Genomic DNA, 20962 nt, shown 5'->3' with positions numbered 1-20962 from the left:
AGCGGGACCAAGAGCGGGACACTACCGGGGGCCGGGCGAAAAGGCCCCCGGTAGAGTGCCCTCCCATGCCGGAATCATGGGTCAATTCCGCCGAACGCATCGGCGCGGACCTCCACTTGGACCTCCCAGCCGAGAAGGGCGGCCGACAGGCCGCCCTCACCCGCGCCCTGCGCGAGGCGATCCGCGAGGGCAGGCTCGCCCCCGGCACCCGGCTGCCGCCCTACCGCTCCCTCGCCGCCGACCTCGGCATCGCCCGCAACACCGTCGCCTCCGCCTACGCCGAGCTGGTCGCCGAGGGCTGGCTCACCGCCCGCCAGGGTTCCGGCACCCGGGTCGCCGAACGGGCCGCCCCGCCCCGGCCCCCGCGCGCCGCGAAGAAGGCCCCGCCGACCCCGCCCCGGCCCGCGCACGACCTCCGCCAGGGCCAGCCGGACGCCGCCTCGTTCCCCCGCACCGCCTGGCTCGCCGCCTCCCGGCGTGCGCTGACCGCCGCCCCCAACGAGGCCTTCGGCCCCGGCGATCCGCAGGGCCGCATCGAACTGCGCCGCGCCCTGGCCGAGTACCTGGCCCGCGCCCGGGGCGTGCGCACCACCCCCGACCGCATCGTCATCTGCTCCGGCTTCGCCCACGCGCTGCGGCTGCTGTACGGGGGAGTCCTGCGCGGGCCACTGGCCGTGGAGGAGTACGGCCTGCCCTTCCACCGGGGGCTGCTGAGCGCCGCAGGCGTACGCACCGTACCGATCGGCATCGACGAAGAGGGCGCCAGAACAGGGGAGTTGGCGGCCCACCGGGGGCTGCGGGCGGTGCTGCTCACGCCCGCGCACCAGTTCCCGACCGGCGGGCCGCTGCACTCCGAGCGGCGGGCCGAGGTGGTCGACTGGGCGCGCGCCCAGCAGGCGCTGGTGCTGGAGGACGACTACGACGGCGAGTTCCGCTACGACCGCGAACCGGTCGGCGCCGTCCAGGGCCTGGACCCGGAGCGGGTGGTCTACCTCGGCTCGGTGAGCAAGAGCCTCTCGCCCGCGGTGCGGCTGGGGTGGATGGTGCTGCCCGAGCACCTGGTCGGGGCGGTCCTGGAGGTGAAGGGGCTGCGGGAGGCGTGGGCGAGCGTGCTGGATCAGCTCACGCTCGCCGACTTCCTCGCCTCCGGGCACTACGACCGGCACGTCCGGCGGATGCGGCAGCGCTACCGGGTCCGCCGAGACGAGCTCGTCGCGGCGGTGGCCGAGGCCGCGCCGCACGTCCACGCGACCGGCATCGCGGCCGGGCTGCACGCGGTACTGAGGCTGCCGCCGGGAACCGAGGGCGACGCGCTGCGGGCCGCCGCGCACCAAGGGCTCGCCCTCGACGGCCTGTCGGGCTTCCGCCACCCGGAGGCGGCGGGGGAGCGGGCTCCGGACGGACTGGTGGTGGGCTACGCGACGCCGCCGGAGCACGGGTACCGGGCGGGGCTGGCCGCGCTGTGCAGGGCGCTGGAGGCGGGGATCTGAGGGCGTCGGCCGCCTGCGCGCCCGGGTCCCGCGCCAGTTCCGCCCCGTAGCCGCCCGCCCGCTCGGACACCGCCGGCCACGTCCGCACGAACAGCCGCGCCGCCTCCATGGGCATCGGCACCCTGGCCGCCCCTGACGGCCGCACCAAGGCTCTGGTTCGGGTCCTGGGCCGCCCCGGACCACCGGGAGGCGATTTCCCGCCCGCGCTCCGCAGTCCCGTCAGGCGTCCACCTGGCGCCTTTGTGGACCACACGAAAGAGGGCCCCGAGTCGGTTTACCGACTCGGGGCCCTCTTTCGTACTGCTACGGCAGCTGTGCTGCCCGCGCCTCGCGACGGTTGTCGCGGAAGGTGTTCACCCGGCGGGCCGTGGCGAACAGGGGGATGACCGCACCCAGGACGACCTGGAGCGCGCAGCCAGTCTGGAGCAGGAGCTGACCGCCGGGGGCGTCGAACGCCCAGGCCGCCAGCAGCCCCATCGCGCCGATGATCCAGCTCAGCATCGCGACGGCGAGCACACCGCGCGGCTTCGGGTACTCGACCCGGCTGACCATCAGCCACGCCACACCCAGCACCGCGAGCAGCGTCGGGATGAACGGAAGCTCAAGGAGCACGATCGAGACGACCGTCAGCGCACCGAAGGGGCTCGGCATGCCCTGGAACATGCCGTCCTTCATCGCGACCACCGAGAATCTGGCCAATCGCATGATCACCGCCAGCAGCACCACGATCGCGGCCAGTGCCGCCACCTTCTGCTGTGCGTCGTCCGCCACCATTCCGTACACCAGCACGAAGTAGGCGGGGGCGAGCCCGAAGCTGATCAGGTCGGACAGGTTGTCCAGCTCCGCGCCCATCGGCGAGCTGCGCAGCTTGCGGGCCACCAGGCCGTCGCACAGGTCGAAGATCGCGGCGAGGAGCATGAGGATCACGGCGGTGGCGGCGCTGTTGCGCGCCATGCCGGTCTCCTGGCTGCCCTGGAGGTGCGGAATGAGGATTCCGGTGGTGGTGAAGTACACCGCCATGAATCCGCACGTCGCGTTACCGAGGGTGAGGGTGTCCGCTATCGACAGCCTCAGACTGAGCGGCATGTCCTCCGCATCGTCCTCGGCTTCCGCCTCCGGAACCCAGCCGGCCTGCGTCTCTGGATCAGTCACGGTCAATTCGAGTCACCCCCGCGGTAGTGGTTTGGCCCACCTCGACCGCGACATCGACACCTTCCGGGAGGTAGATGTCCACCCGGGAGCCGAAGCGGATCAGGCCGATCCGCTCGCCCTGCTCGACCTTGGTCCCCTGTGGGAGGTAGGGCACGATGCGGCGAGCCACAGCGCCTGCGATCTGCACCATCTCGATGTCGCCGAGTTCGGTGTCGAAGTGCCAGACAACGCGCTCGTTGTTCTCGCTCTCCTTGTTGAACGCCGGAACGAAACCGCCGGGCACGTGCTCGACGGACGTCACCGTGCCGGCCAGCGGCGCGCGGTTGACGTGGACGTTCAGCGGGCTCATGAAGATCGCGACGCGGGTGCGCCCGTCTTTCCACGGCATGATGCTCTGCACCACACCGTCGGCCGGCGAGATGACCCGACCCTGGGTGATCTCGCGCTCGGGGTCGCGGAAGAACCACAGCATCCCCGCCGCGAGCGCGGTGGTGGGAACGGCTGCGGCGGCCCAGCGGCCCGACTTGCGCGCCTTGACCAGGGTGAGGGCCGCGGTCGCGACGGTCGGCAGGAGCCACGGCGATGCTCCGCGAGCAAGGCGGCCCTTGGGGATGAGACCCGAGGAGTCGCCGTCGCGTGGTGCAGAGGTTTGGCTGTGGGGCATGGATGACCTTCGTAGCGGATGATGCCGCGCAGAGACGGGGGAGGTGGCGGCTTTCCGGCGATGGTATCGGTTGCGGGGTGCAACTGGGCAAGCCGGAAAGCGAGTCAGAGGCCGGAAGACGATGACAGGGTGTGATCTTCTTCGCGTTGAAATCTACGCAAAGCGAACATTCAGCCCTGCAGTCGATATTCCTCCAGCAGGCGCCTACCAATGATCATTTTCTGGATCTCGGCGGTACCTTCACCGATCAGCAGCATGGGTGCCTCGCGGTAGAGGCGCTCGATTTCGTACTCCTTCGAGAAGCCGTACCCGCCGTGAATGCGGAAGGCGTCCTCGACTACCTCCTTGCAGTACTCGGAGGCCAGGTACTTGGCCATCCCTGCTTCGAGGTCGTTTCGTTCCCCGCTGTCCTTTTTGCGTGCTGCATTCACCATCATCGCATGAGCGGCTTCGGCCTTGGTGGCCATCTCGGCCAGCTTGAACTGGATCGCCTGGTGCTGGGCGATCGGCTTGCCGAAGGTGTGGCGCTGCTGGGCGTACGAAACCCCCAACTCGAAGGCACGCTGAGCGACTCCGCAACCACGTGCGGCGACATTGACCCGGCCGACCTCGACACCGTCCATCATTTGGTAAAACCCGCGGCCGGTGGTCCCGCCGAGCACGCGATTGGCCGGAATGCGCAGTCCGTCCATGATCAACTCGGTGGTGTCAACGCCCTTGTATCCCATTTTGTCGATCTTGCCGGGAATGGTGAGACCTGGGCGGACTTCGCCGAATCCCGGCTCCTTCTCGACCAGGAACGTCGTCATCGACTTGTGCGGGGCGGTGCCCTCGGGGTGACCCTCGTCACTCCGGCAGAGAACCGCCACCAGCGTGGAGGAACCGCCGTTGGTCAGCCACATCTTCTGGCCGTTGAGCACGTACTCGTCGCCGTCGCGCACGCCCTTGGACGAGATCGCCGACACGTCCGAGCCGAGCGCCGGCTCCGACATCGAGAACGCGCCACGCACCTCGCCCAGCGCCATCCGGGGCAGGAAGGTGTCCTTCTGCTCCTGCGTGCCGTGCTGCTTGAGCATGTACGCCACGATGAAGTGCGTGTTGATGATGCCGGACACGCTCATCCAGCCACGGGCGATCTCCTCGACGCAGAGCGCGTATGTGAGAAGCGACTCACCCAGACCCCCGTACTCCTCGGGAATCATCAGCCCGAACAGGCCGAGCTCCTTGAGCCCCTCGACGATGTCGGTGGGGTACTCGTCGCGGTGCTCCAGCTCGGTCGCGACCGGAATGATCTCCTTGTCGACGAAGTTCCGGACCGTGGAGAGGATTTCCTGCTGGATGTCGGTCAGACCGGCGGTCTGGGCGAGACGGGCCATGGCTACTTCTTCTCCTGCTTCTTGTCCTGGATCTTCGGCTCGGGACGGCCCGGCTGCTCGCCGCCGCGCTCCTTGATGTACGTCTCGGTCGGGACCATGACCTTGCGGCGGAACACGCAGACGACCGTGCCGTCCTGCTTGTAGCCCTTTGTCTCGACGTAGACGATTCCTCGGTCGTTCTTCGACTTCGAGGGCGTCTTGTCGAGCACGACGGTCTCGCCGTAGATCGTGTCGCCGTGGAACGTCGGCGCGATGTGCTTGAGCGACTCGACCTCCAGATTGGCGATCGCCTTGCCCGATACGTCCGGTACGGACATGCCGAGGAGCAGGGAGTAGATGTAGTTCCCGACGACGACGTTCTTGCCGAAGTCGGTGGTCTTCTCCGCGTAGTTGGTGTCCATGTGGAGCGGGTGGTGGTTCATCGTGAGGAGACAGAAGAGGTGGTCGTCGTACTCGGTGACCGTCTTGCCGGGCCAGTGCTTGTAGACAGCGCCGACCTCGAACTCCTCGAAGGTGCGTCCGAACTGCATGGTGATCAGGCCTCCGGGGCTTCGAACTTCGAGGTGCGCTGCATACCGGCGGCCCGGCCCTTGCCGGAGATGACCAGTGCCATCTTGCGGCTGGCCTCGTCGATCATCTCGTCGCCGAGCATCGCGGAGCCCTTCTTGCCGCCCGCCTCGGAGGTGTAGTAGTCGTACGCGTCGAGGATCAGCTCGGCGTGGTCGAAGTCGTCCTGGGACGGGGAGAAGATCTCGTTCGAGGCCTCCACCTGGCCCGGGTGCAGCACCCACTTGCCGTCGAAGCCGAGCGCCGCCGCACGCTTGGCGACCTCGCGGTAGCCGTCGACGTTGCGGATCTGGAGGTAGGGGCCGTCGATCGCCTGGAGGTCGTTGGCGCGGGCCGCCATCAGGATCTTCATCAGGATGTAGTGGTAGGCGTCGGCGCCGTAGCCGGGCGGCTGCTCGCCGACGACCAGGGTCTTCATGTTGATCGACGCCATGAAGTCGGCCGGGCCGAAGATGATCGCCTCGGTGCGCGGGGAGGCCTCCGCGATGGCGTTGACGTTGTTGAGGCCCCGGGCGTTCTCGATCTGCGCCTCGATGCCGATCTTCCCGACCTCGAAGCCCATCGTCTTCTCGATCTGGGTGAGGAGCAGGTCCAGCGCGACGATCTGCTGGGCGTCCTGCACCTTCGGCAGCATGATGCAGTCGAGGTTCTGGCCGGCGCCCTCGACGACCGTCACCACGTCCCGGTAGGTCCACTCGGTGGTCCAGTCGTTGACCCGGACCACCCGCGTCTTGCCGGTCCAGTCGCCCTCGTTGAGGAACTTCACGATGGTGTGCCGCGCCTCGGGCTTGGCCAGCGGAGCGCAGGCGTCCTCCAGGTCCAGGAAGACCTGGTCGGCGGGGAGGCCCTGGGCCTTCTCCAGGAAGCGGGGGTTCGACCCGGGGACCGCGAGACAGGAGCGGCGGGGACGGAGTCGGTTGACAGTCATGCGGGGACCTCCGAGATTTCCAGGGGGCTGAGCTTGTTCGCTTTTCGGATCTCGTCGACGATACGGCCGATGATCTCCGTGATCCCGAAGTCCTTCGGGGTGAAGACGGCGGCGACTCCCGCACGCTTCAGTTCGGTGGCGTCGGCGCTCGGGATGATCCCGCCGACGATGACGGGCAGCTCGGGCGCACCGCCCTCCCTGAGCCGTTCCAGCACGTCGGGCACCAGCGCCGAGTGCGAGCCCGACAGGATCGACAGACCCACGCAGTGCACGTCCTCGGCGAGCGCGGCGTCCACGATCTGCGCCGGGGTGAGCCGGATGCCCTGGTAGACCACCTCGAAGCCGGCGTCACGCGCACGCACCGCGATCTGCTCGGCCCCGTTGGAGTGCCCGTCCAGGCCCGGCTTGCCGACCAGCAGGCGCAGCCGGCCGGAACCCAGCTCGTCGGCGGTCCGCCGCACCTTCTCCCGTACGAGAGCCAGCGGCGTGCCCGCCTCGGCGGTGACGGCGACCGGGGCCGACGAGACGCCCGTCGGGGCGCGGAACTCGCCGAACACCTCGCGCAGCGCCTCCGCCCACTCCCCGGTGGTGACACCGGCGCGCACGCACTCCAGGGTCGCCTCCATCAGGTTCTCGTCACCGGCGGCGGCCTCCCTGAGCATGTCCAGGGCCTGCGCGGTGGACGGGAAGACCAGCGGGTCGCCCAGCCCCTGCCGCTCGTTGGCCTGGTCACGGGTGGTGCGCCACTCCCCGAGGGCGGCGACGACCCGGGCCTCGACGGCCGGGTCGACCGTCATGATCGCGGCGTCCAGGTCCGAGGTGAGCGGGCTCGGCTCGGTCGCCTCGTACGAGTTGACGCCGACGATCTTCTCCTCGCCGGACTCGATACGGGCCCGGCGCAGTGCGTGCGAGGCCACCAGTTCCGACTTGAGGTAGCCGGACTCGACGGCGGCGAGCGCACCGCCCATCTCCTGGATGCGGTCGATCTCGGCCAGGCAGTCGTCGACGAGCGCGCCGACCTTGGCCTCGATGACATGCGATCCGGCGAAGATGTCCTCGTACTCCAGGAGGTCCGACTCCAGGGCCAGGACCTGCTGGATGCGCAGCGACCACTGCTGGTCCCAGGGGCGGGGGAGCCCCAACGCCTCGTTCCAGGCCGGGAGTTGTACGGCGCGGGCGCGGGCGTCCTTGGAGAGGGTGACGCCCAGCATCTCCAGGACGATGCGCTGGACGTTGTTCTCCGGCTGGGCCTCGGTCAGGCCGAGCGAGTTGACCTGCACGCCGTAGCGGAAGCGGCGCTGCTTGGCGTTCTCGATCCCGTACCGCTCCCGGGTGATCTTGTCCCAGATGCGGCCGAAGGCGCGCATCTTGCACATCTCCTCGATGAAGCGGACGCCCGCGTTCACGAAGAAGGAGATCCGGGCGACGACGTCTCCGCGCCGGTCGTCCGGGATCTGCCCGGACGCGAACACCGAGTCGAGGACGGCGATCGCGGTGGACATCGCGTAGGCGATCTCCTGGACCGGCGTGGCTCCTGCCTCCTGGAGGTGGTAGGAGCAGATGTTGATCGGGTTCCACTTGGGGATGTTGTTGACCGTGTAGCAGATCATGTCGGTCGTCAGGCGCAGGCTCGGTCCCGGCGGGAAGACGTGCGTCCCGCGCGACAGGTACTCCTTGACGATGTCGTTCTGCGTCGTCCCCTGGAGCCGGCTGATGTCCGCGCCCTGCTCCTCGGCGACCACCTGGTACATGGCCAGCAGCCACATGGCCGTGGCGTTGATGGTCATCGAGGTGTTCATCTGCTCCAGGGGAATGTCCTGGAACAGCCGCCGCATGTCGCCGAGGTGGGACACCGGGACCCCGACCCGGCCGACCTCGCCCCGGGCCAGCACGTGGTCCGGGTCGTAACCGGTCTGGGTGGGCAGGTCGAAGGCGACCGACAGGCCGGTCTGGCCCTTGGCGAGGTTGTTGCGGTAGAGCGCGTTGGAGGCTTCGGCGGTGGAGTGGCCGGCGTAGGTCCGCATCAGCCAGGGGCGGTCCTTGGGCCGTGGCGCCTGACGACCCGTCATTAGATGTCCCGGAAGCGGTTGATGGCGTCGAGGTGCGTCGCTCGCATCTCGTGGTCACGGACTCCCAGGCCCTCGCTGGGGGCGAGTGCCAGGACGCCGACCTTGCCCTGGTGGAGGTTGCGGTGGACGTCGTACGCGGCCTGGCCGGTGTCTTCGAGCGAGTACACCTTCGACAGCGTCGGGTGGATCTTGCCCTTGGCGATCAGGCGGTTGGCCTCCCACGCCTCGCGGTAGTTGGCGAAGTGCGAGCCGATGATGCGCTTGAGCGACATCCACAGGTAGCGGTTGTCGTACTCGTGCATGTAGCCGGAGGTGGAGGCGCAGGTGGTGATCGTCCCGCCCTTCCTGGTCACGTAGACGCTGGCGCCGAAGGTCTCGCGGCCGGGGTGCTCGAAGACGATGTCGATGTCCTCGCCGCCGGTGAACTCGCGGATGCGCTTGCCGAAGCGCTTCCACTCCTTCGGGTCCTGGGTGCGCTCGTCCTTCCAGAACTTGTAGCCCTCGGCGTTGCGGTCGATGACCGCCTCGGCGCCCATCGCCCGGCAGATCTCGGCCTTCTCCGGGCTGGAGACGACACAGATCGGGTTGGCGCCGCCGGCCAGCGCGAACTGGGTGGCGTACGAGCCGAGTCCGCCGCTGGCGCCCCAGATCAGGACGTTGTCGCCCTGCTTCATGCCGGCGCCGTTGCGGGAGACCAGCTGGCGGTACGCGGTCGAGTTGACCAGACCGGGCGACGCGGCCTCCTCCCAGCTGAGGTGGCCGGGCTTGGGCATCAGCTGGTTGGACTTGACGAGGGCGATCTCGGCGAGGCCGCCGAAGTTGGTCTCGAAGCCCCAGATGCGCTGCTCGGGGTCGAGCATCGTGTCGTTGTGGCCGTCCGAGCTCTCCAGCTCGACGGAGAGGCAGTGCGCGACGACCTCGTCGCCGGGGTGCCAGGCGTTCACGCCGGGCCCGGTGCGCAGCACGACGCCCGCCAGGTCGGAGCCGATCACGTGGTACGGCAGGTCGTGACGCTTCGTCAACTCGCTGAGGCGGCCGTACCTTTCGAGGAAGCTGAAGGTGGAGACCGGCTCGAAGATCGAGGTCCAGACCGAGTTGTAGTTCACGGAACTGGCCATGACCGCCACCAGAGCCTCGCCCGGGCCGAGCTCGGGCACCGGCACGTCGTCCAGGTGGAGCGACTTGCGGGGGTCCTTCTCGCGGGTGGTGAGTCCGGCGAACATCTCCGCCTCGTCCTTGTGCACGGTGATCGCGCGGTAGGACTCGGGGAGCGGCAGGGCTGCGTAGTCCGCGGCAGTCGCTGCCTGCGACTGGATCGCGTCCAGGATTTCCTTCACGGGGTGCCTCCGGCGAAGCGTGTTGAGCGCTTGAGGGTTACGTCGGGGTGCTCGGGAGGAGCGGGGTGGAGGTGTGCCGTCGGTTCGGCGGTGGAGCGAGGGTTTCGGCAGCGCGGGGTGGTGCGCGGGAGGTGCCTGTGACGCAGGCGGCCGGGCACGTACACCGGGAGGTGTACGGGGACAGCCGGCGTACGGAAGGTCGCTGTACGCCGGTCACCCGGACAACATCAACGTAATGGCACCGCGTGCCAACGGCAAGACACTGGGTGCCATAAATTTATGAACGATGATCGATCACCGCAGGTCAGGGGCGTGGAACGCAGAACACCGCTGGGGAGCGAGCTCCCCAGCGGTGCGGTGAAAGTGCGGTAAAACGGTCCGTTCAGCCCTTCGCGAGGGCCCGTTCGATGGTCTGCATGATGTCCTCCAGCGGGGCGTCCGTACGCGCCACCGTCACCAGCACCTCGCCGGTGACCGAGGCGGTGGCCGACTGGGCGGCGACGGCCGCGTCCGGGTGCTCCGGGGTGCTGCGGCCCGCGCCGATGCCCGAGCCGAAGGTGCGCCGGACGATGGCGAAGGCGTGGTCGAGCTGGGTCTCCACGTCCCCCTGGCCGCCCGCCCGCAGCCAGCGCCGCAGTACGTGGTTGTGGGCCGTGACCACCGCCGAGGCCGCGACCTCCGCGAGGAGCGGGTCGTCGTTGCCGGGGTGGTGGTCGTGCTCGTCGAAGTGGCCCAGGAGATAGCGCGTGAAGAGGCGTTCGTAGCGGGCCACCGAGGCGATCTCGGCCTCCCGGAGGGTCGGCACCTCCCGGGTCAGCTTGTAGCGGGCGACGGAGACGGCGGGCGCCGCCGCGTACATCCGCATGACCTCCTTGATGCCCCGGCACACCGTGTCGAGCGGGTGCTCGTGCGGGGGCGCCGCGTGCAGGACCGCCTCGGCCCGTACGAGGGTGTCGTCGTGGTCCGGGAAGATCGCCTCTTCCTTGGAGCGGAAGTGGCGGAAGAAGGTGCGCCGGGCCACCCCGCCCGCCGCGGCGATCTCGTCGACCGTGGTCGCCTCGTACCCCTTGGTGGCGAAGAGCTCCATCGCGGCCGCCGACAGTTCCCGGCGCATCTTGAGGCGCTGCGCCGCGGCGCGGGTGCCCGCGGCACTTTCCGGGGCGTCGGGCGCGGAACTGTTACGAGAAGTCCTGGGGGCCTGGGGCATGCCCTGAACGTAACCCATGGCCGCGCGGCTCCGCGTCGTAGGGGGCGGGCCGCCAGGGGGTTGCAGCAGCCCGCCCCACCCGGCGGGGGAGTCCCCGCCGGGACGGGGAGATCCGCGCCGGCCCTCAGCGCCGCGCATACTCCCGGAAGCCGCGGCCGGTCTTGCGGCCCAGGCAGCCCGCTGCCACGAGGTGTTCGAGCAGCGGCGCGGGCGCCAGGCCCGGGTCGCGGAACTCGCGGTGCAGCACCTGCTCGATGGCGAGCGAGACGTCCAGACCGACCACGTCGAGGAGCTCGAAGGGGCCCATCGGGTAGCCGCCGCCCAGCTTCATCGCGGCGTCGATGTCGTCCAGCGACGCATAGTGCTCCTGGACCATCTTGATCGCGTTGTTCAGGTACGGGAACAGGAGCGCGTTGACGATGAAGCCCGCCCGGTCGCCGCAGTCCACCGGGTGCTTGCGGATCTTCGTGGTGAGGTCGCGGACCGTGGCGTGGACGTCGTCCGCCGTCAGGACGGTACGGACGATCTCCACCAGCTTCATCGCCGGGGCCGGGTTGAAGAAGTGCATCCCGATGACGTCCTGCGGGCGTGAGGTGGCGCGGGCGCAGGCGACGACGGGCAGCGAGGAGGTGGTGGTGGCGAGGATCGCGCCCTGCTTGCAGACCTTGTCGAAGGCGGCGAAGAGCTGCTGCTTGACCGCGAGGTCCTCGGCGACCGCCTCCAGCGCCAGGTCGACGTCGGCGAACGCGTCGATGCTGCCGGCCGGGGTGATCCGGGCCAGGGCCTCGTCGCGGGCCCCGGCGGTCATCCGGCCCTTGTCGACGGAGCGCGAAAGCGACTTGTTGACACGGGACTTGGCGGCGTCCGCCTTCTCCTGGCTGCGGGCCGCGAGGACCACGTCGTAGCCCGCCTTGGCGAAGACCTCCGCGATGCCGGAAGCCATCGTTCCGGAGCCGGCGACGCCGACCGTACGGATCTCCCGGCCGTCCGCGAGCGGCGGCGCCTCAAGCGGGGTGAGGGCGTCGCGGACCACCTCCGTACCGCCGGGGGCGTCGTACGTGTAGAAGCCGCGCCCCGCCTTGCGGCCGGTCAGCCCGGCCTCGCTCAGCTGCTTGAGGATCGGCGCGGGGGCGTGCAGCCGGTCGTGCGACTCGGAGTACATCGCCTCCAGGACGGTGCGCGCGGTGTCCACGCCGATCAGGTCCAGCAGGGCGAGCGGGCCCATCGGCAGACCGCAGCCGAGCCGCATCGCGGCGTCGATGTCCTCGCGGGAGGCGTACTTGGCCTCGTACATCGCGGCGGCCTGGTTGAGGTAGCCGAAGAGCAGTCCGTCCGCGACGAAACCGGGCCGGTCGCCGACCGCGACCGGCTCCTTGCCGAGGTCGTGCGCGAGGTCGGTGACGGCCGCGACGGCGGTCGGCGCGGTCAGCACCGAGGAGACGATCTCGACCAGCTTCATCGCCGGGGCCGGGTTGAAGAAGTGCATGCCCAGGACGCGTTCGGGCCGCGCGGAGTCGGCGGCGAGGCGGGTCACCGAGAGTGCGTTGGTGCCGGTGGCCAGGATGGTGTCCGGGCGGACGATGCCGTCCAGCTCGCGGAAGACCTGGTGCTTGGCCTCGTAGGACTCCGGGACCACCTCGATGACCAGGTCGGCGTCGGCGGCTGCGGAGAGCTCGGTGGAGGTGCGGAACCGGGCCAGGATCCCGTCGCGCTCGGCCTCGGTGATCCGCTCGCGGCGCACGGCGCGGGCGGTGGAGGTCTCCAGGGCGGCGATGGCGTGGTCGGCCGCCTCGATGCTGAGGTCGATGCCGATCACCGTGCGGCCCGCACGGGCCAGCACCTCGGCGATGCCGGCGCCCATGGTGCCGAGACCGACGACGGCGACGGTGGTCAGGGAGGAGAGAGGGGTGGTGGAGACAGGGGTGTCCATCACGGGACTCCAGAGAATGAGTGACGACTGAAGAGGGGCGTCTGCGAGCAGGGTCGAGACGGAACGCCCGCGCACGAAGCGGCGTACGGGCGTGAAATGTCGTACCTGAGCTGCGAGGACGGCACACGCGACGTGCAGGGGGAGGTGCTTGAGGTGCGTGCGGTGCCGAAACCGCGCGAGAGAAGCGGCGGACCCTGTCCCAGGCCCTGCCGTACAAGAACGCCGAACCGACTTGCACCCGAGGCGGCTGCGTCACCAGGCCGCCAAGAGTCGAACTTCCAGCGGGGATTGAGCCCTGTGGTGGGGGCGACCCGCTCACATGAGACTAACTCGCCAGTAACGAGCGCGCCAGCCCTCGGCGCCGGCCCCCGTATGTGATCTACGCCGCTGTGCACGCCGCGCCCGCGACGCCGTGGTGCCGTGTTCGACCGCGCCCCGGGGACGGGCCGCGCTGGCTACGCTGGCCCGCATGGACGAGGAACTGCGGTCCCTGATCGATCGGCTGGCCGAAGAGGCCGGGGAGTCGGCGACGTACGAACGGCTGATCGGCGACGCGGATGCGGACGCACTCGCCGGTGTCCTCACCGAGCCCCAACAGCCCCTCTGGGCACGTGAGATCGCGGCCTTCCGGCTCGGCTGCGCCGGGGACCGCAGAGCCTTCGAGGCGCTGGTGCTGCTGCTCAACCACCGTGACTCCGAACGCTGTGTCTCCGCGGCGTACGCACTCGCCCGGCTGGACGACCCGCGCACCGCCCGCGCGGCGGCGGCCCTGGCGACCAACACCATGCGGACCGCCTATGCCCTGCACCCGGTGCGGCTCTTGACCGAGCTGCGGGCGCCGGAGTCCGTGCCCGCGCTCATCACCACGCTGCGCGGGCTGCTCGCGCCGAACGAGCCGCACTGGCGGGTGGCGCTCGCATGTGTGGAGGGGCTCGGGCAGCTGCGCGACCCCCGGGCGGCCGGGGTGCTCGAAGCGGCGCTCGGTCACCCCAAGTTGGGGGCGGCGGCCGCGGCGTCGCTGAGCCGCCTGGAACAGCGCACCTCGTAGACGGTGGCGCCGCCCAGCTCGAAGGACTCCTCGCCCTCGTCGACGGTGAAGCCCGCCCGCGCGTAGAAACGGAGCGCGCGGACGTTGTCCCGCAGGACCCACAGGCGCATCGTTCCGAACCCGGCGGCCCGCGCCTGCCCGGCGGACTCGCTCATCAGGGCGCGTCCGGCGCCGGTGGAGAGCCGGTCGGGACGCACGTAGAGGGTGAACAGCTCGGCGGCCGAGGGGTCGGGCGCGCTGCCCGGCGCCTCCCGGTAGGGGCCCCAGCACGCCCAGCCGACGACCTCGCCCGCCTGCTCGGCGACCAGGTTCACGAACTCCGGTCCCGCGGCGGTGAAGTGCTCGCGCCGCGTGGCGAGCTCCGCCTCCGGGCTCATCGCGTCCAGGTACGGCTGCGGTACGAGGCCCGCGTACGCCGACTGCCAGCCCCGCACCCGGATCGCCGCCACGGCCGGGCAGTCGGCGAGGGTCATCGGGCGGACGAGGGGGCCAAGGCGTGCCCCGGGTGCTGTGCTCGGTGCTGTACTCATCACCCAAGGGAACACATGTTCCCTTATGTCCCGCAACCCCGATTTTGGCGGCTTGCCCGCGAGGTGGTTGGGTGAGCGCGACCCACCCGAGAACCAAGTGCTGGAGGAAGAGGCATGGCGCAGGTAGAGGCCACGACGGAGCGGATCATCGCGGCGGATGCGGAGACGGTGTTCGACACGCTGGCCGACTACAGCGGCACGCGCGGCAAGCTCCTGCCCGAGCACTTCAGCGAGTACGAAGTGCGCGAGGGTGGCGACGGCGAGGGCACCCTCGTCCACTGGAAGCTCCAGGCCACCAGCAAGCGGGTGCGCGACTGCCTGCTGGAGGTCACCGAGCCGACCGACGGACAGCTCGTCGAGAAGGACCGCAACTCGTCCATGGTGACCACCTGGACCGTCACCCCCGCCGGCGAGGGCTCGTCCAAGGCGGTCGTCACCTCGGTGTGGACCGGCGCGAGCGGCATCGGCGGCTTCTTCGAGCGGACCTTCGCACCCAAGGGGCTCGGCCGGATCTACGACGCCGTGCTCGCCAACCTCGCGGCCGAGGTCGAGAAGTAGCCGAAGTGGTCGAGCAGTCGGGGAGAGCGGCCGCGAGGTCAACTCCCCGGAGTTCCCGGGCCGTTACGGGCAGAAGGGCCACTCACCGTTTCGAGTGGTCTTCCGTGCCGGTCGGTTGTACGCCGTAGGGGCTCTCACCGGCCCGAACTCCCCCCGCGTACGCCCCGCGCGTCAATCGTCGCGCTTGCTCCGCCTTGTTGCCGAATGCGACAAATGGGCGGCGCAGGCGTGACGAGACGGCGCGACGCGCGACGAGGGGAGCGATTCAGTGGGCGGCATCACCCTGGTGAAGGACGGGCAGGACGCACAGCGCCCGTCCCGGACCTCCACCGGCACGGACGTAACGCGCGAAACGCGGGGGGCCGACGGACCGCCTCCCGCCTCCCGCCCCGAACCGACGGGCCCCGCAGGGGAGTTCTCCCCGCGCCGGGTCCGGCTCGTCTTCTGCGGACTGATGCTCGCGCTGCTCCTCGCCGCGCTGGAGCAGATGATCGTCGCCACCGCCCTGCCGAAGATCGTCGGCGATCTGCAGGGCCTGGACCGGATGTCCTGGGCGATCACCGCGTACCTCCTCACCTCCACCATCGGCCTCCCGGTCTACGGGAAGCTCGGCGACCTCTTCGGCCGCAAGGGGGTCTTCCTCTTCGCCATCGTCGTCTTCATCGTCGGCTCGGCACTGGCCGGCTGGTCGCGCACGATGGACCAGCTGATCGCCTTCCGGGCGATCCAGGGCGCGGGCGCCGGCGGCCTCATGATCGGCGTGCAGGCGATCATCGCGGACATCGTGCCGCCCCGGCAGCGCGGCCGGTTCATGGGCCTGATCGGCGCCGCCTTCGGACTCGCCTCGGTGGCCGGACCGCTGCTCGGCGGCTTCTTCACCGACCACGCCTCCTGGCGCTGGTGCTTCTACATCAACGTCCCGTTCGGGCTCGTCACCCTCGCCGTCGTCGCCGTCGTGCTCAAACTGCCGAAGCCCACGGTCCGCCCCCGGCTGGACATCATGGGCGGGGTGCTGCTCGCCGCCGCTTCGACCTGCCTGGTACTGCTGACCAGTTGGGGCGGTACGGAGTACGAGTGGGACTCGCGGGTGATCCTGGGGCTCGCGGCGGGCGCCGCCGGAACGTCCCTGCTGTTCATCGTCGTCGAGCACTACGCGGCCGAACCGATCATCCCGCTGCGGCTGTTCCGCGACTCGGTCTTCAACATCACCGGCCTCGTCGGGGCCGTCGTCGGCATCGCCCTCTTCGGCGCCGCCAGCTACCTCCCGACCTTCCTCCAGATGGTCGACGGCGCCAGCGCCACCGAGTCCGGGCTGCTGATGCTGCCGATGATGGGCGGCGTCGTCATCGCCTCAATCGTCTCCGGGCAGCTGATCAGCAGGACCGGCCACTACCGGATCTACCCGATCGCGGGCAGCGCGCTGTCCGCGCTGGGCATGTGGCTGCTCTCCCGGCTGGAACGCGGCACCGCACAGCTCGACTACAGCCTCTGGATGGCGGTCCTCGGCGTCGGCATCGGCCTGATCATGCCGGTGCTCGTGCTGGCCGTGCAGAACTCCGTGAAGCCCGGCGACCTGGGCACCGCCACCAGCGCCAACAACTACTTCCGGCAGATGGGCGGTTCCATCGGCGCCGCCGTCTTCGGCACCCTCTTCGCGGGCCGCCTCGTCGACGCCCTCGCCGACACGCTGCCGTCCGGCGTCGACCTGCCCGACCCCTCCTCGATCACCCCGCAGCTGGTGCACTCGATGCCGCCGCCGCTGCGCGACGCCTACATCGAGGCGTACGCCGAGGCCATGCCGCGCATCTTCCTCTACCTCGTGCCGGTGCTCGTGCTCGGCCTGCTCATCGCCTGCTTCCTCAAGGAGAAACCGCTGGTGTCCCACAACGCCCCCGTCGAAGCGGAACCCGCCGAGGTCTACCTCGGCGAGCCCTACACCGCCGTCGTCCCGCCCGCCCGTAGTACCTCCCCGGGCGGAGTACCGGTCTGCGGCACCGTCCAGCACCCCGACGGAACCACGGTGCCGCGCGCCGCGCTCACCCTCATCGACGTCGGCGGGCGGCAGGTCGGACGCGGGGCCAGCGGCGACGACGGGCGGTACGCGCTGAGCGTGGCCGGACCCGGCAGCTACGTCCTCATCGCGGCGGCCGGCGGCCACCAGCCGCAGGCCGTCACGGTCACCGTCGGCGAACGCCCCGTCGAACTGGACGTCGTCCTCGGCGGAGCGGGCCGCCTCGCCGGTACGGTGCGGACCGCCGACGGCACCCCGGTCCGCGACGCCGCCGTGACCCTGACCGACGTACGCGGAGAGGTCGTGGCCTCCACCCGCAGCGGGCGGGAGGGCGGTTACGTCATCTCGGAGCTGGTCGCGGGCGAGTACACGCTCGCCGCGAGCGCACCCGCCTTCCGGCCCGCCGCCCTCCCGGTCAGCGTGCAGTCCTCCCGCGAGGCCAGGCAGGACATCGAGCTGGCGGGCGGCGCGGTGCTGCGCGGCACGGTACGGGCCAACGCCGGGCGGCCCGTCGAGGACGCCCGGGTGACGCTCCTGGACGCGGCGGGCAACGTGGTCGACACCATGACCACCGGGTCCGACGGCACCTTCCGCTTCGTCGACCTGTCCTCCGGCGAGTACACGGTGATCGCGGCCGGCTACCCGCCGGTGGCCACCGTCCTCCAAGTGGCGGGCGGCGGACGCACCGAGCGCGACCTCCAGCTCGGCCACGAGGACTGAGCCACCGCCCCGCGCCGCCCCCGGGATCCCAGGGGCGGCGCGGGCGCGCGGGGTCGACGGCAGGGGCCGTCCCGGAGCAGCCGGGGCGGCCCCGCCCATTTCGAACTGCCTGTGAAGGAAAGGCCGTTGCCGCAGATGGGAAATCGACAGTTGTCAACCCCAGCGCGCACGGCGCACGCGCGGCGTGCACGGCCGCCGCCGCAGCTCGGACGGCCGACAAAGATGCATGTCGACACCTTGTCGTACGCCCGCCCGGCCGGGGACGGTAGAAGCGATCTTCACCCATTGGCCCGCCACACCCCCCGGGAGCTGCGCATGAGCGTGACGAGTCGGTACAAGGACACGTGGGAAGGGTTCTGGCAGGACGCGCCCGACCGGGCGGGCGCGGTCCTCTGGGACGCGGAGCCCGCCCTCACGGCGGGCGTCCACCTCGCCCTCTTCGAGCCCCATATGACCGACTCGGCGCTGCCCGTGGTCGACGTCGGCTGCGGCAACGGCACCCAGACCCGCTATCTCGCCGACCGGTTCGCCCGGGTCGCCGGCATCGACCTGGCGCCCGCCGCCATCGGTCTCGCCCGTCGCTTCGACCCGGCGGGCCAGGTGCGGTTCGTGGTCGCCGACGCCACCGAACCGGCCGGCGTCACCGAACTGCGCGACGAACTCGGCCAGGACACCCAGGTGTATCTGCGCGGCGTACTGCACCAGGCCGAACCCGCCGACCGCACCGCACTCGCGCAGACCGTGGCCGCACTGCTCGGGAAGCGGGGGAGAGCCTTCGTGGTGGAACCCGCCGAGACGGCCGGGACCCTGCTGCGCGCCCTCGCCGAACACCCCGACGGACCTCCGCTCAAGCTCCGCCACCTGCTCGCCCACGGCCTCGTCACCGGCGGCCTCGCCGAGGGCCAGGCGCGCGAGGTCTTCCGGGAGGCGGGCCTCAAGGTCATCGCCGCCGGTGAGCTGCCCCTGACCACCACCGAGTACCTGGCCGACGGGACGCGCATCGAGCTGCCGGCGCGGTGGATGGTGGTGGGGCGCACGGGGTGACCCAACCACCCGGCAGGGGACTTCAGTAACGTGATCGCCACTTCTGTTCCACGGTGACCGTTCCACGGTGACCGTGGTTCCCGAGAGAAGGGCGTGAGCAGTGGTGAAGATCCTCATCAGTGCGGACATGGAAGGCGCCACCGGCGTGACCTGGCCCGCCGACGTGCTGCCCGGCACCCCGCAGTGGGAGCGGTGCCGGGCCATGTTCACCTCGGACGTGCAGGCGGCGGTGCTCGGCTTCTTCGACGGCGGCGCCGACGAGGTCCTGATCAACGAGGCCCACTGGACCATGCGCAACCTCCTGCTGGAGCGCCTCGACGAACGCGCCCAGATGCTCACCGGCAGGCACAAGTCGCTCAGCATGGTCGAGGGCGTCCAGCACGGCGACGTCGACGGCATCGCCTTCCTCGGCTACCACACCGGCGCGGGCACCGACGGCGTCCTCGCGCACACCTACCTCGCCAACTCCCTCACCGGGGTGTGGCTCAACGGCGAACGCGCCAGCGAGGGCCTGCTCAACGCGCATGTCGTCGCCGAGTACGGGGTGCCCGTCGTGCTCGTCACCGGCGACGACCTGACCTGCCGGGACGCCGAGGGGTACGCGCCCGCCGCCCGCAAGGTCGCGGTCAAGGACCACGTCTCGCGGTACGCCGCCGTCTGCCGGACCCCCGCCCGCACCGCGGCGGACATCCGGGCCGCCGCGAAGGACGCCACCGCGCTCGCCGTACGGCACGAACCGGTGCGCGGGGACGCGTTCACCGTCGAGATGGAGTTCGACGCGGCACACCTGTCGGACGTGGCCACCGTGGTCCCCGGAGTGAGCCGTACCGGTGAACGGCGTGTCGCCTACACCAGCCCCACGATGTATGAGGGCATTCGTACCTTCAAGGCGGTCACGACGATCGTCTCGTCCGCTGTGGAGGAGCAGTATGGGTGACCGTGGCGAAGTAGCAGGGCGTACGGGTGCCGGGGCCGGGGTCATCGACACCGTCGCGCTGGACGAGGTGGTGGCCTTCACCTCCGACCTCATCCGCATCGACACCACCAACCGGGGCGACGGCGACTGCCGCGAGCGCCCCGCCGCCGAGTACGTCGCCGAACGCCTCGCCGCCACCGGCCTCGACGTACAGCTCCTGGAGCGCACCGAGGGGCGGACCAACGTCGTCGCCCGACTCGCCGGAACCGACCCTTCCGCCGATGCGCTGCTGGTCCACGGGCACCTCGACGTGGTCCCCGCCGAACCCGCCGACTGGTCCGTGCACCCGTTCTCCGGCGAGGTCAGGGACGGGGTGGTGTGGGGGCGCGGCGCCGTCGACATGAAGAACATGGACGCGATGGTGCTGTCCGTCGTACGGGCCTGGGCGCGCGCGGGAGTGCGGCCCCGGCGGGACATCGTCCTCGCGTACACCGCCGACGAGGAGGCCAGCGCCGCCGACGGCTCCGGGTTCCTGGTCGCCGAGCACGCGGACCTCTTCGAGGGCTGTACGGAGGGCATCAGCGAGTCCGGCGCGTACACCTTCCACGCGGGTCCCGGCAAGGAGATCTACCCGATCGCGGCCGGCGAGCGCGGCACCGGCTGGATGCGGCTCACCGGGCACGGCAGGGCCGGGCACGGCTCCAAGGTCAACCGGGACAACGCGGTCAGCCACCTGGCCGCCGCCATCGCCCGGATCGGCGAGCACGAGTGGCCGGTGCGGCTCACCCCGACCGTCCGGGCCTGTCTGCGCGAACTGGCCGCGCTGCACGAGCTGGACACCCCCGACCCCGACCGGCCGGACTACGACGTCGACGCGGTGCTCAACAAGCTGGGCCCGGCGGCGGCGCTCGTCGAGGCAACCGTACGCAACAGTGCGAATCCGACCATGCTGGACGCCGGGTACAAGGTCAACGTGATCCCGGGCAGTGCGACGGCCTTCGTCGACGGAAGGTTTCTGCCCGGGGGCGAGGACGAGTTCCGGGCCACCATGGACAAGCTCACCGGGGAGCACGTCGACTGGGAGTTCCACCACCGGGAGGTCGCCCTCCAGGCCCCCGTCGACTCCCCGACCTACCATCAACTCGCCGATGCCGTACGGAAGTTCGCACCCGAGGGGCATGTGGTGCCGTACTGCATGTCGGGCGGTACGGACGCCAAGCAGTTCTCCCGCCTCGGCATCACCGGCTATGGCTTCGCGCCACTGAAGCTGCCCGAGGGCTTCGACTATCAGGCACTCTTCCACGGGGTCGACGAACGAGTCCCGGTCGAAGCACTGCACTTCGGGGTGCGCGTACTGGACCATTACCTTCGCGGTGCCTGAACCGCACGGTGCCCCAACGACCGGGGGCCCCGCA

Annotated in this window: 17 protein-coding genes; 7 read left to right on the top strand and 10 right to left on the bottom strand. The window is 70.4% G+C overall.

Going from position 1 to position 20962, the window contains the following annotated elements:
• Window positions 1-65 precede the first annotated feature (65 nt).
• Window positions 66-1490, top strand: coding sequence for a MocR-like pyridoxine biosynthesis transcription factor PdxR (pdxR, locus tag ACZ5PB_RS01755; RefSeq protein ID WP_468686852.1), 1425 nt, complete (start codon window positions 66-68; stop codon window positions 1488-1490).
• Between the two features lie 303 nt (window positions 1491-1793).
• Here the strand turns inward: pdxR and pssA are convergent, their stop codons facing one another.
• The 9 genes from pssA to ACZ5PB_RS01710 form a co-directional block, all read right to left on the bottom strand.
• Window positions 1794-2648: a CDP-diacylglycerol--serine O-phosphatidyltransferase gene (gene pssA, locus ACZ5PB_RS01750; RefSeq protein WP_468686851.1), complete on the bottom strand. Its 855-nt coding sequence runs from the start codon at window positions 2646-2648 to the stop codon at window positions 1794-1796.
• The gene (locus ACZ5PB_RS01745; RefSeq protein ID WP_468686849.1) at window positions 2635-3306 is read right to left on the bottom strand and encodes a phosphatidylserine decarboxylase; all 672 of its coding nucleotides are present in this window, start codon (window positions 3304-3306) and stop codon (window positions 2635-2637) included. Before ACZ5PB_RS01745 ends, pssA begins: the two co-directional genes overlap by 14 nt.
• Window positions 3307-3476: 170 nt before the next feature.
• Window positions 3477-4682 carry an acyl-CoA dehydrogenase family protein gene (locus tag ACZ5PB_RS01740; protein ID WP_468686848.1) on the bottom strand — a complete coding sequence of 402 codons (1206 nt, stop codon included), beginning with the start codon at window positions 4680-4682 and terminating at the stop codon, window positions 3477-3479.
• Between the two features lie 2 nt (window positions 4683-4684).
• On the bottom strand, window positions 4685-5212 hold the full coding sequence (locus tag ACZ5PB_RS01735; RefSeq protein WP_468686846.1) for a MaoC family dehydratase: 528 nt from the start codon (window positions 5210-5212) through the stop codon (window positions 4685-4687).
• A 5-nt stretch (window positions 5213-5217) separates the two neighbouring features.
• A complete protein-coding gene (locus tag ACZ5PB_RS01730; RefSeq protein WP_468686844.1) occupies window positions 5218-6177 on the bottom strand; it encodes an HpcH/HpaI aldolase/citrate lyase family protein in 960 nt (319 codons plus the stop codon).
• Window positions 6174-8201, bottom strand: coding sequence for a methylmalonyl-CoA mutase family protein (locus ACZ5PB_RS01725; RefSeq protein ID WP_468686843.1), 2028 nt, complete (start codon window positions 8199-8201; stop codon window positions 6174-6176). The genes ACZ5PB_RS01730 and ACZ5PB_RS01725 overlap by 4 nt, the downstream gene beginning before the upstream one ends.
• 44 nt (window positions 8202-8245) lie before the next feature.
• A complete protein-coding gene (ccrA, locus tag ACZ5PB_RS01720; protein WP_468686841.1) occupies window positions 8246-9583 on the bottom strand; it encodes a crotonyl-CoA carboxylase/reductase in 1338 nt (445 codons plus the stop codon).
• A 382-nt stretch (window positions 9584-9965) separates the two neighbouring features.
• On the bottom strand, window positions 9966-10808 hold the full coding sequence (locus ACZ5PB_RS01715; protein ID WP_468686840.1) for a TetR family transcriptional regulator: 843 nt from the start codon (window positions 10806-10808) through the stop codon (window positions 9966-9968).
• Between the two features lie 106 nt (window positions 10809-10914).
• Window positions 10915-12720: a 3-hydroxyacyl-CoA dehydrogenase family protein gene (locus ACZ5PB_RS01710; RefSeq protein WP_468686838.1), complete on the bottom strand. Its 1806-nt coding sequence runs from the start codon at window positions 12718-12720 to the stop codon at window positions 10915-10917.
• 469 nt (window positions 12721-13189) lie between these two features.
• On the opposite strand from ACZ5PB_RS01710, the gene ACZ5PB_RS01705 reads away from it, so the two are divergent.
• Window positions 13190-13768, top strand: coding sequence for an adenylosuccinate lyase (locus tag ACZ5PB_RS01705; protein ID WP_468686837.1), 579 nt, complete (start codon window positions 13190-13192; stop codon window positions 13766-13768).
• Here ACZ5PB_RS01705 and ACZ5PB_RS01700 read toward each other — a convergent pair.
• The gene (locus ACZ5PB_RS01700; RefSeq protein WP_468686836.1) at window positions 13705-14298 is read right to left on the bottom strand and encodes a GNAT family N-acetyltransferase; all 594 of its coding nucleotides are present in this window, start codon (window positions 14296-14298) and stop codon (window positions 13705-13707) included. The two genes, ACZ5PB_RS01705 and ACZ5PB_RS01700, sit on opposite strands and share 64 nt — an antisense overlap.
• Before the next feature lie 114 nt (window positions 14299-14412).
• Between ACZ5PB_RS01700 and ACZ5PB_RS01695 the strand changes: the two genes are divergently transcribed.
• From ACZ5PB_RS01695 to ACZ5PB_RS01675, 5 genes are all read left to right on the top strand, one after another.
• Window positions 14413-14856, top strand: coding sequence for an SRPBCC family protein (locus ACZ5PB_RS01695; protein WP_468686835.1), 444 nt, complete (start codon window positions 14413-14415; stop codon window positions 14854-14856).
• A gap of 268 nt (window positions 14857-15124) precedes the next feature.
• Window positions 15125-17587, top strand: a complete 2463-nt coding sequence (locus tag ACZ5PB_RS01690; RefSeq protein WP_468686833.1) for an MFS transporter — start codon at window positions 15125-15127, stop codon at window positions 17585-17587.
• A gap of 315 nt (window positions 17588-17902) precedes the next feature.
• Window positions 17903-18631 carry a class I SAM-dependent methyltransferase gene (locus tag ACZ5PB_RS01685; RefSeq protein WP_468686831.1) on the top strand — a complete coding sequence of 243 codons (729 nt, stop codon included), beginning with the start codon at window positions 17903-17905 and terminating at the stop codon, window positions 18629-18631.
• A 103-nt stretch (window positions 18632-18734) separates the two neighbouring features.
• Window positions 18735-19568, top strand: a complete 834-nt coding sequence (locus ACZ5PB_RS01680; RefSeq protein WP_468688231.1) for a M55 family metallopeptidase — start codon at window positions 18735-18737, stop codon at window positions 19566-19568.
• Complete coding sequence (locus ACZ5PB_RS01675) at window positions 19561-20928, top strand: M20/M25/M40 family metallo-hydrolase (protein ID WP_468686829.1); 1368 nt, start codon at window positions 19561-19563, stop codon at window positions 20926-20928. The genes ACZ5PB_RS01680 and ACZ5PB_RS01675 overlap by 8 nt, the downstream gene beginning before the upstream one ends.
• Window positions 20929-20962: the final 34 nt, after the last annotated feature.

This window comes from Streptomyces sp. NPDC032721 (genome assembly GCF_055579625.1).
Note: the sequence above shows the minus strand (reverse complement) of the source record. Positions and strands in the feature narration are given on the sequence as shown.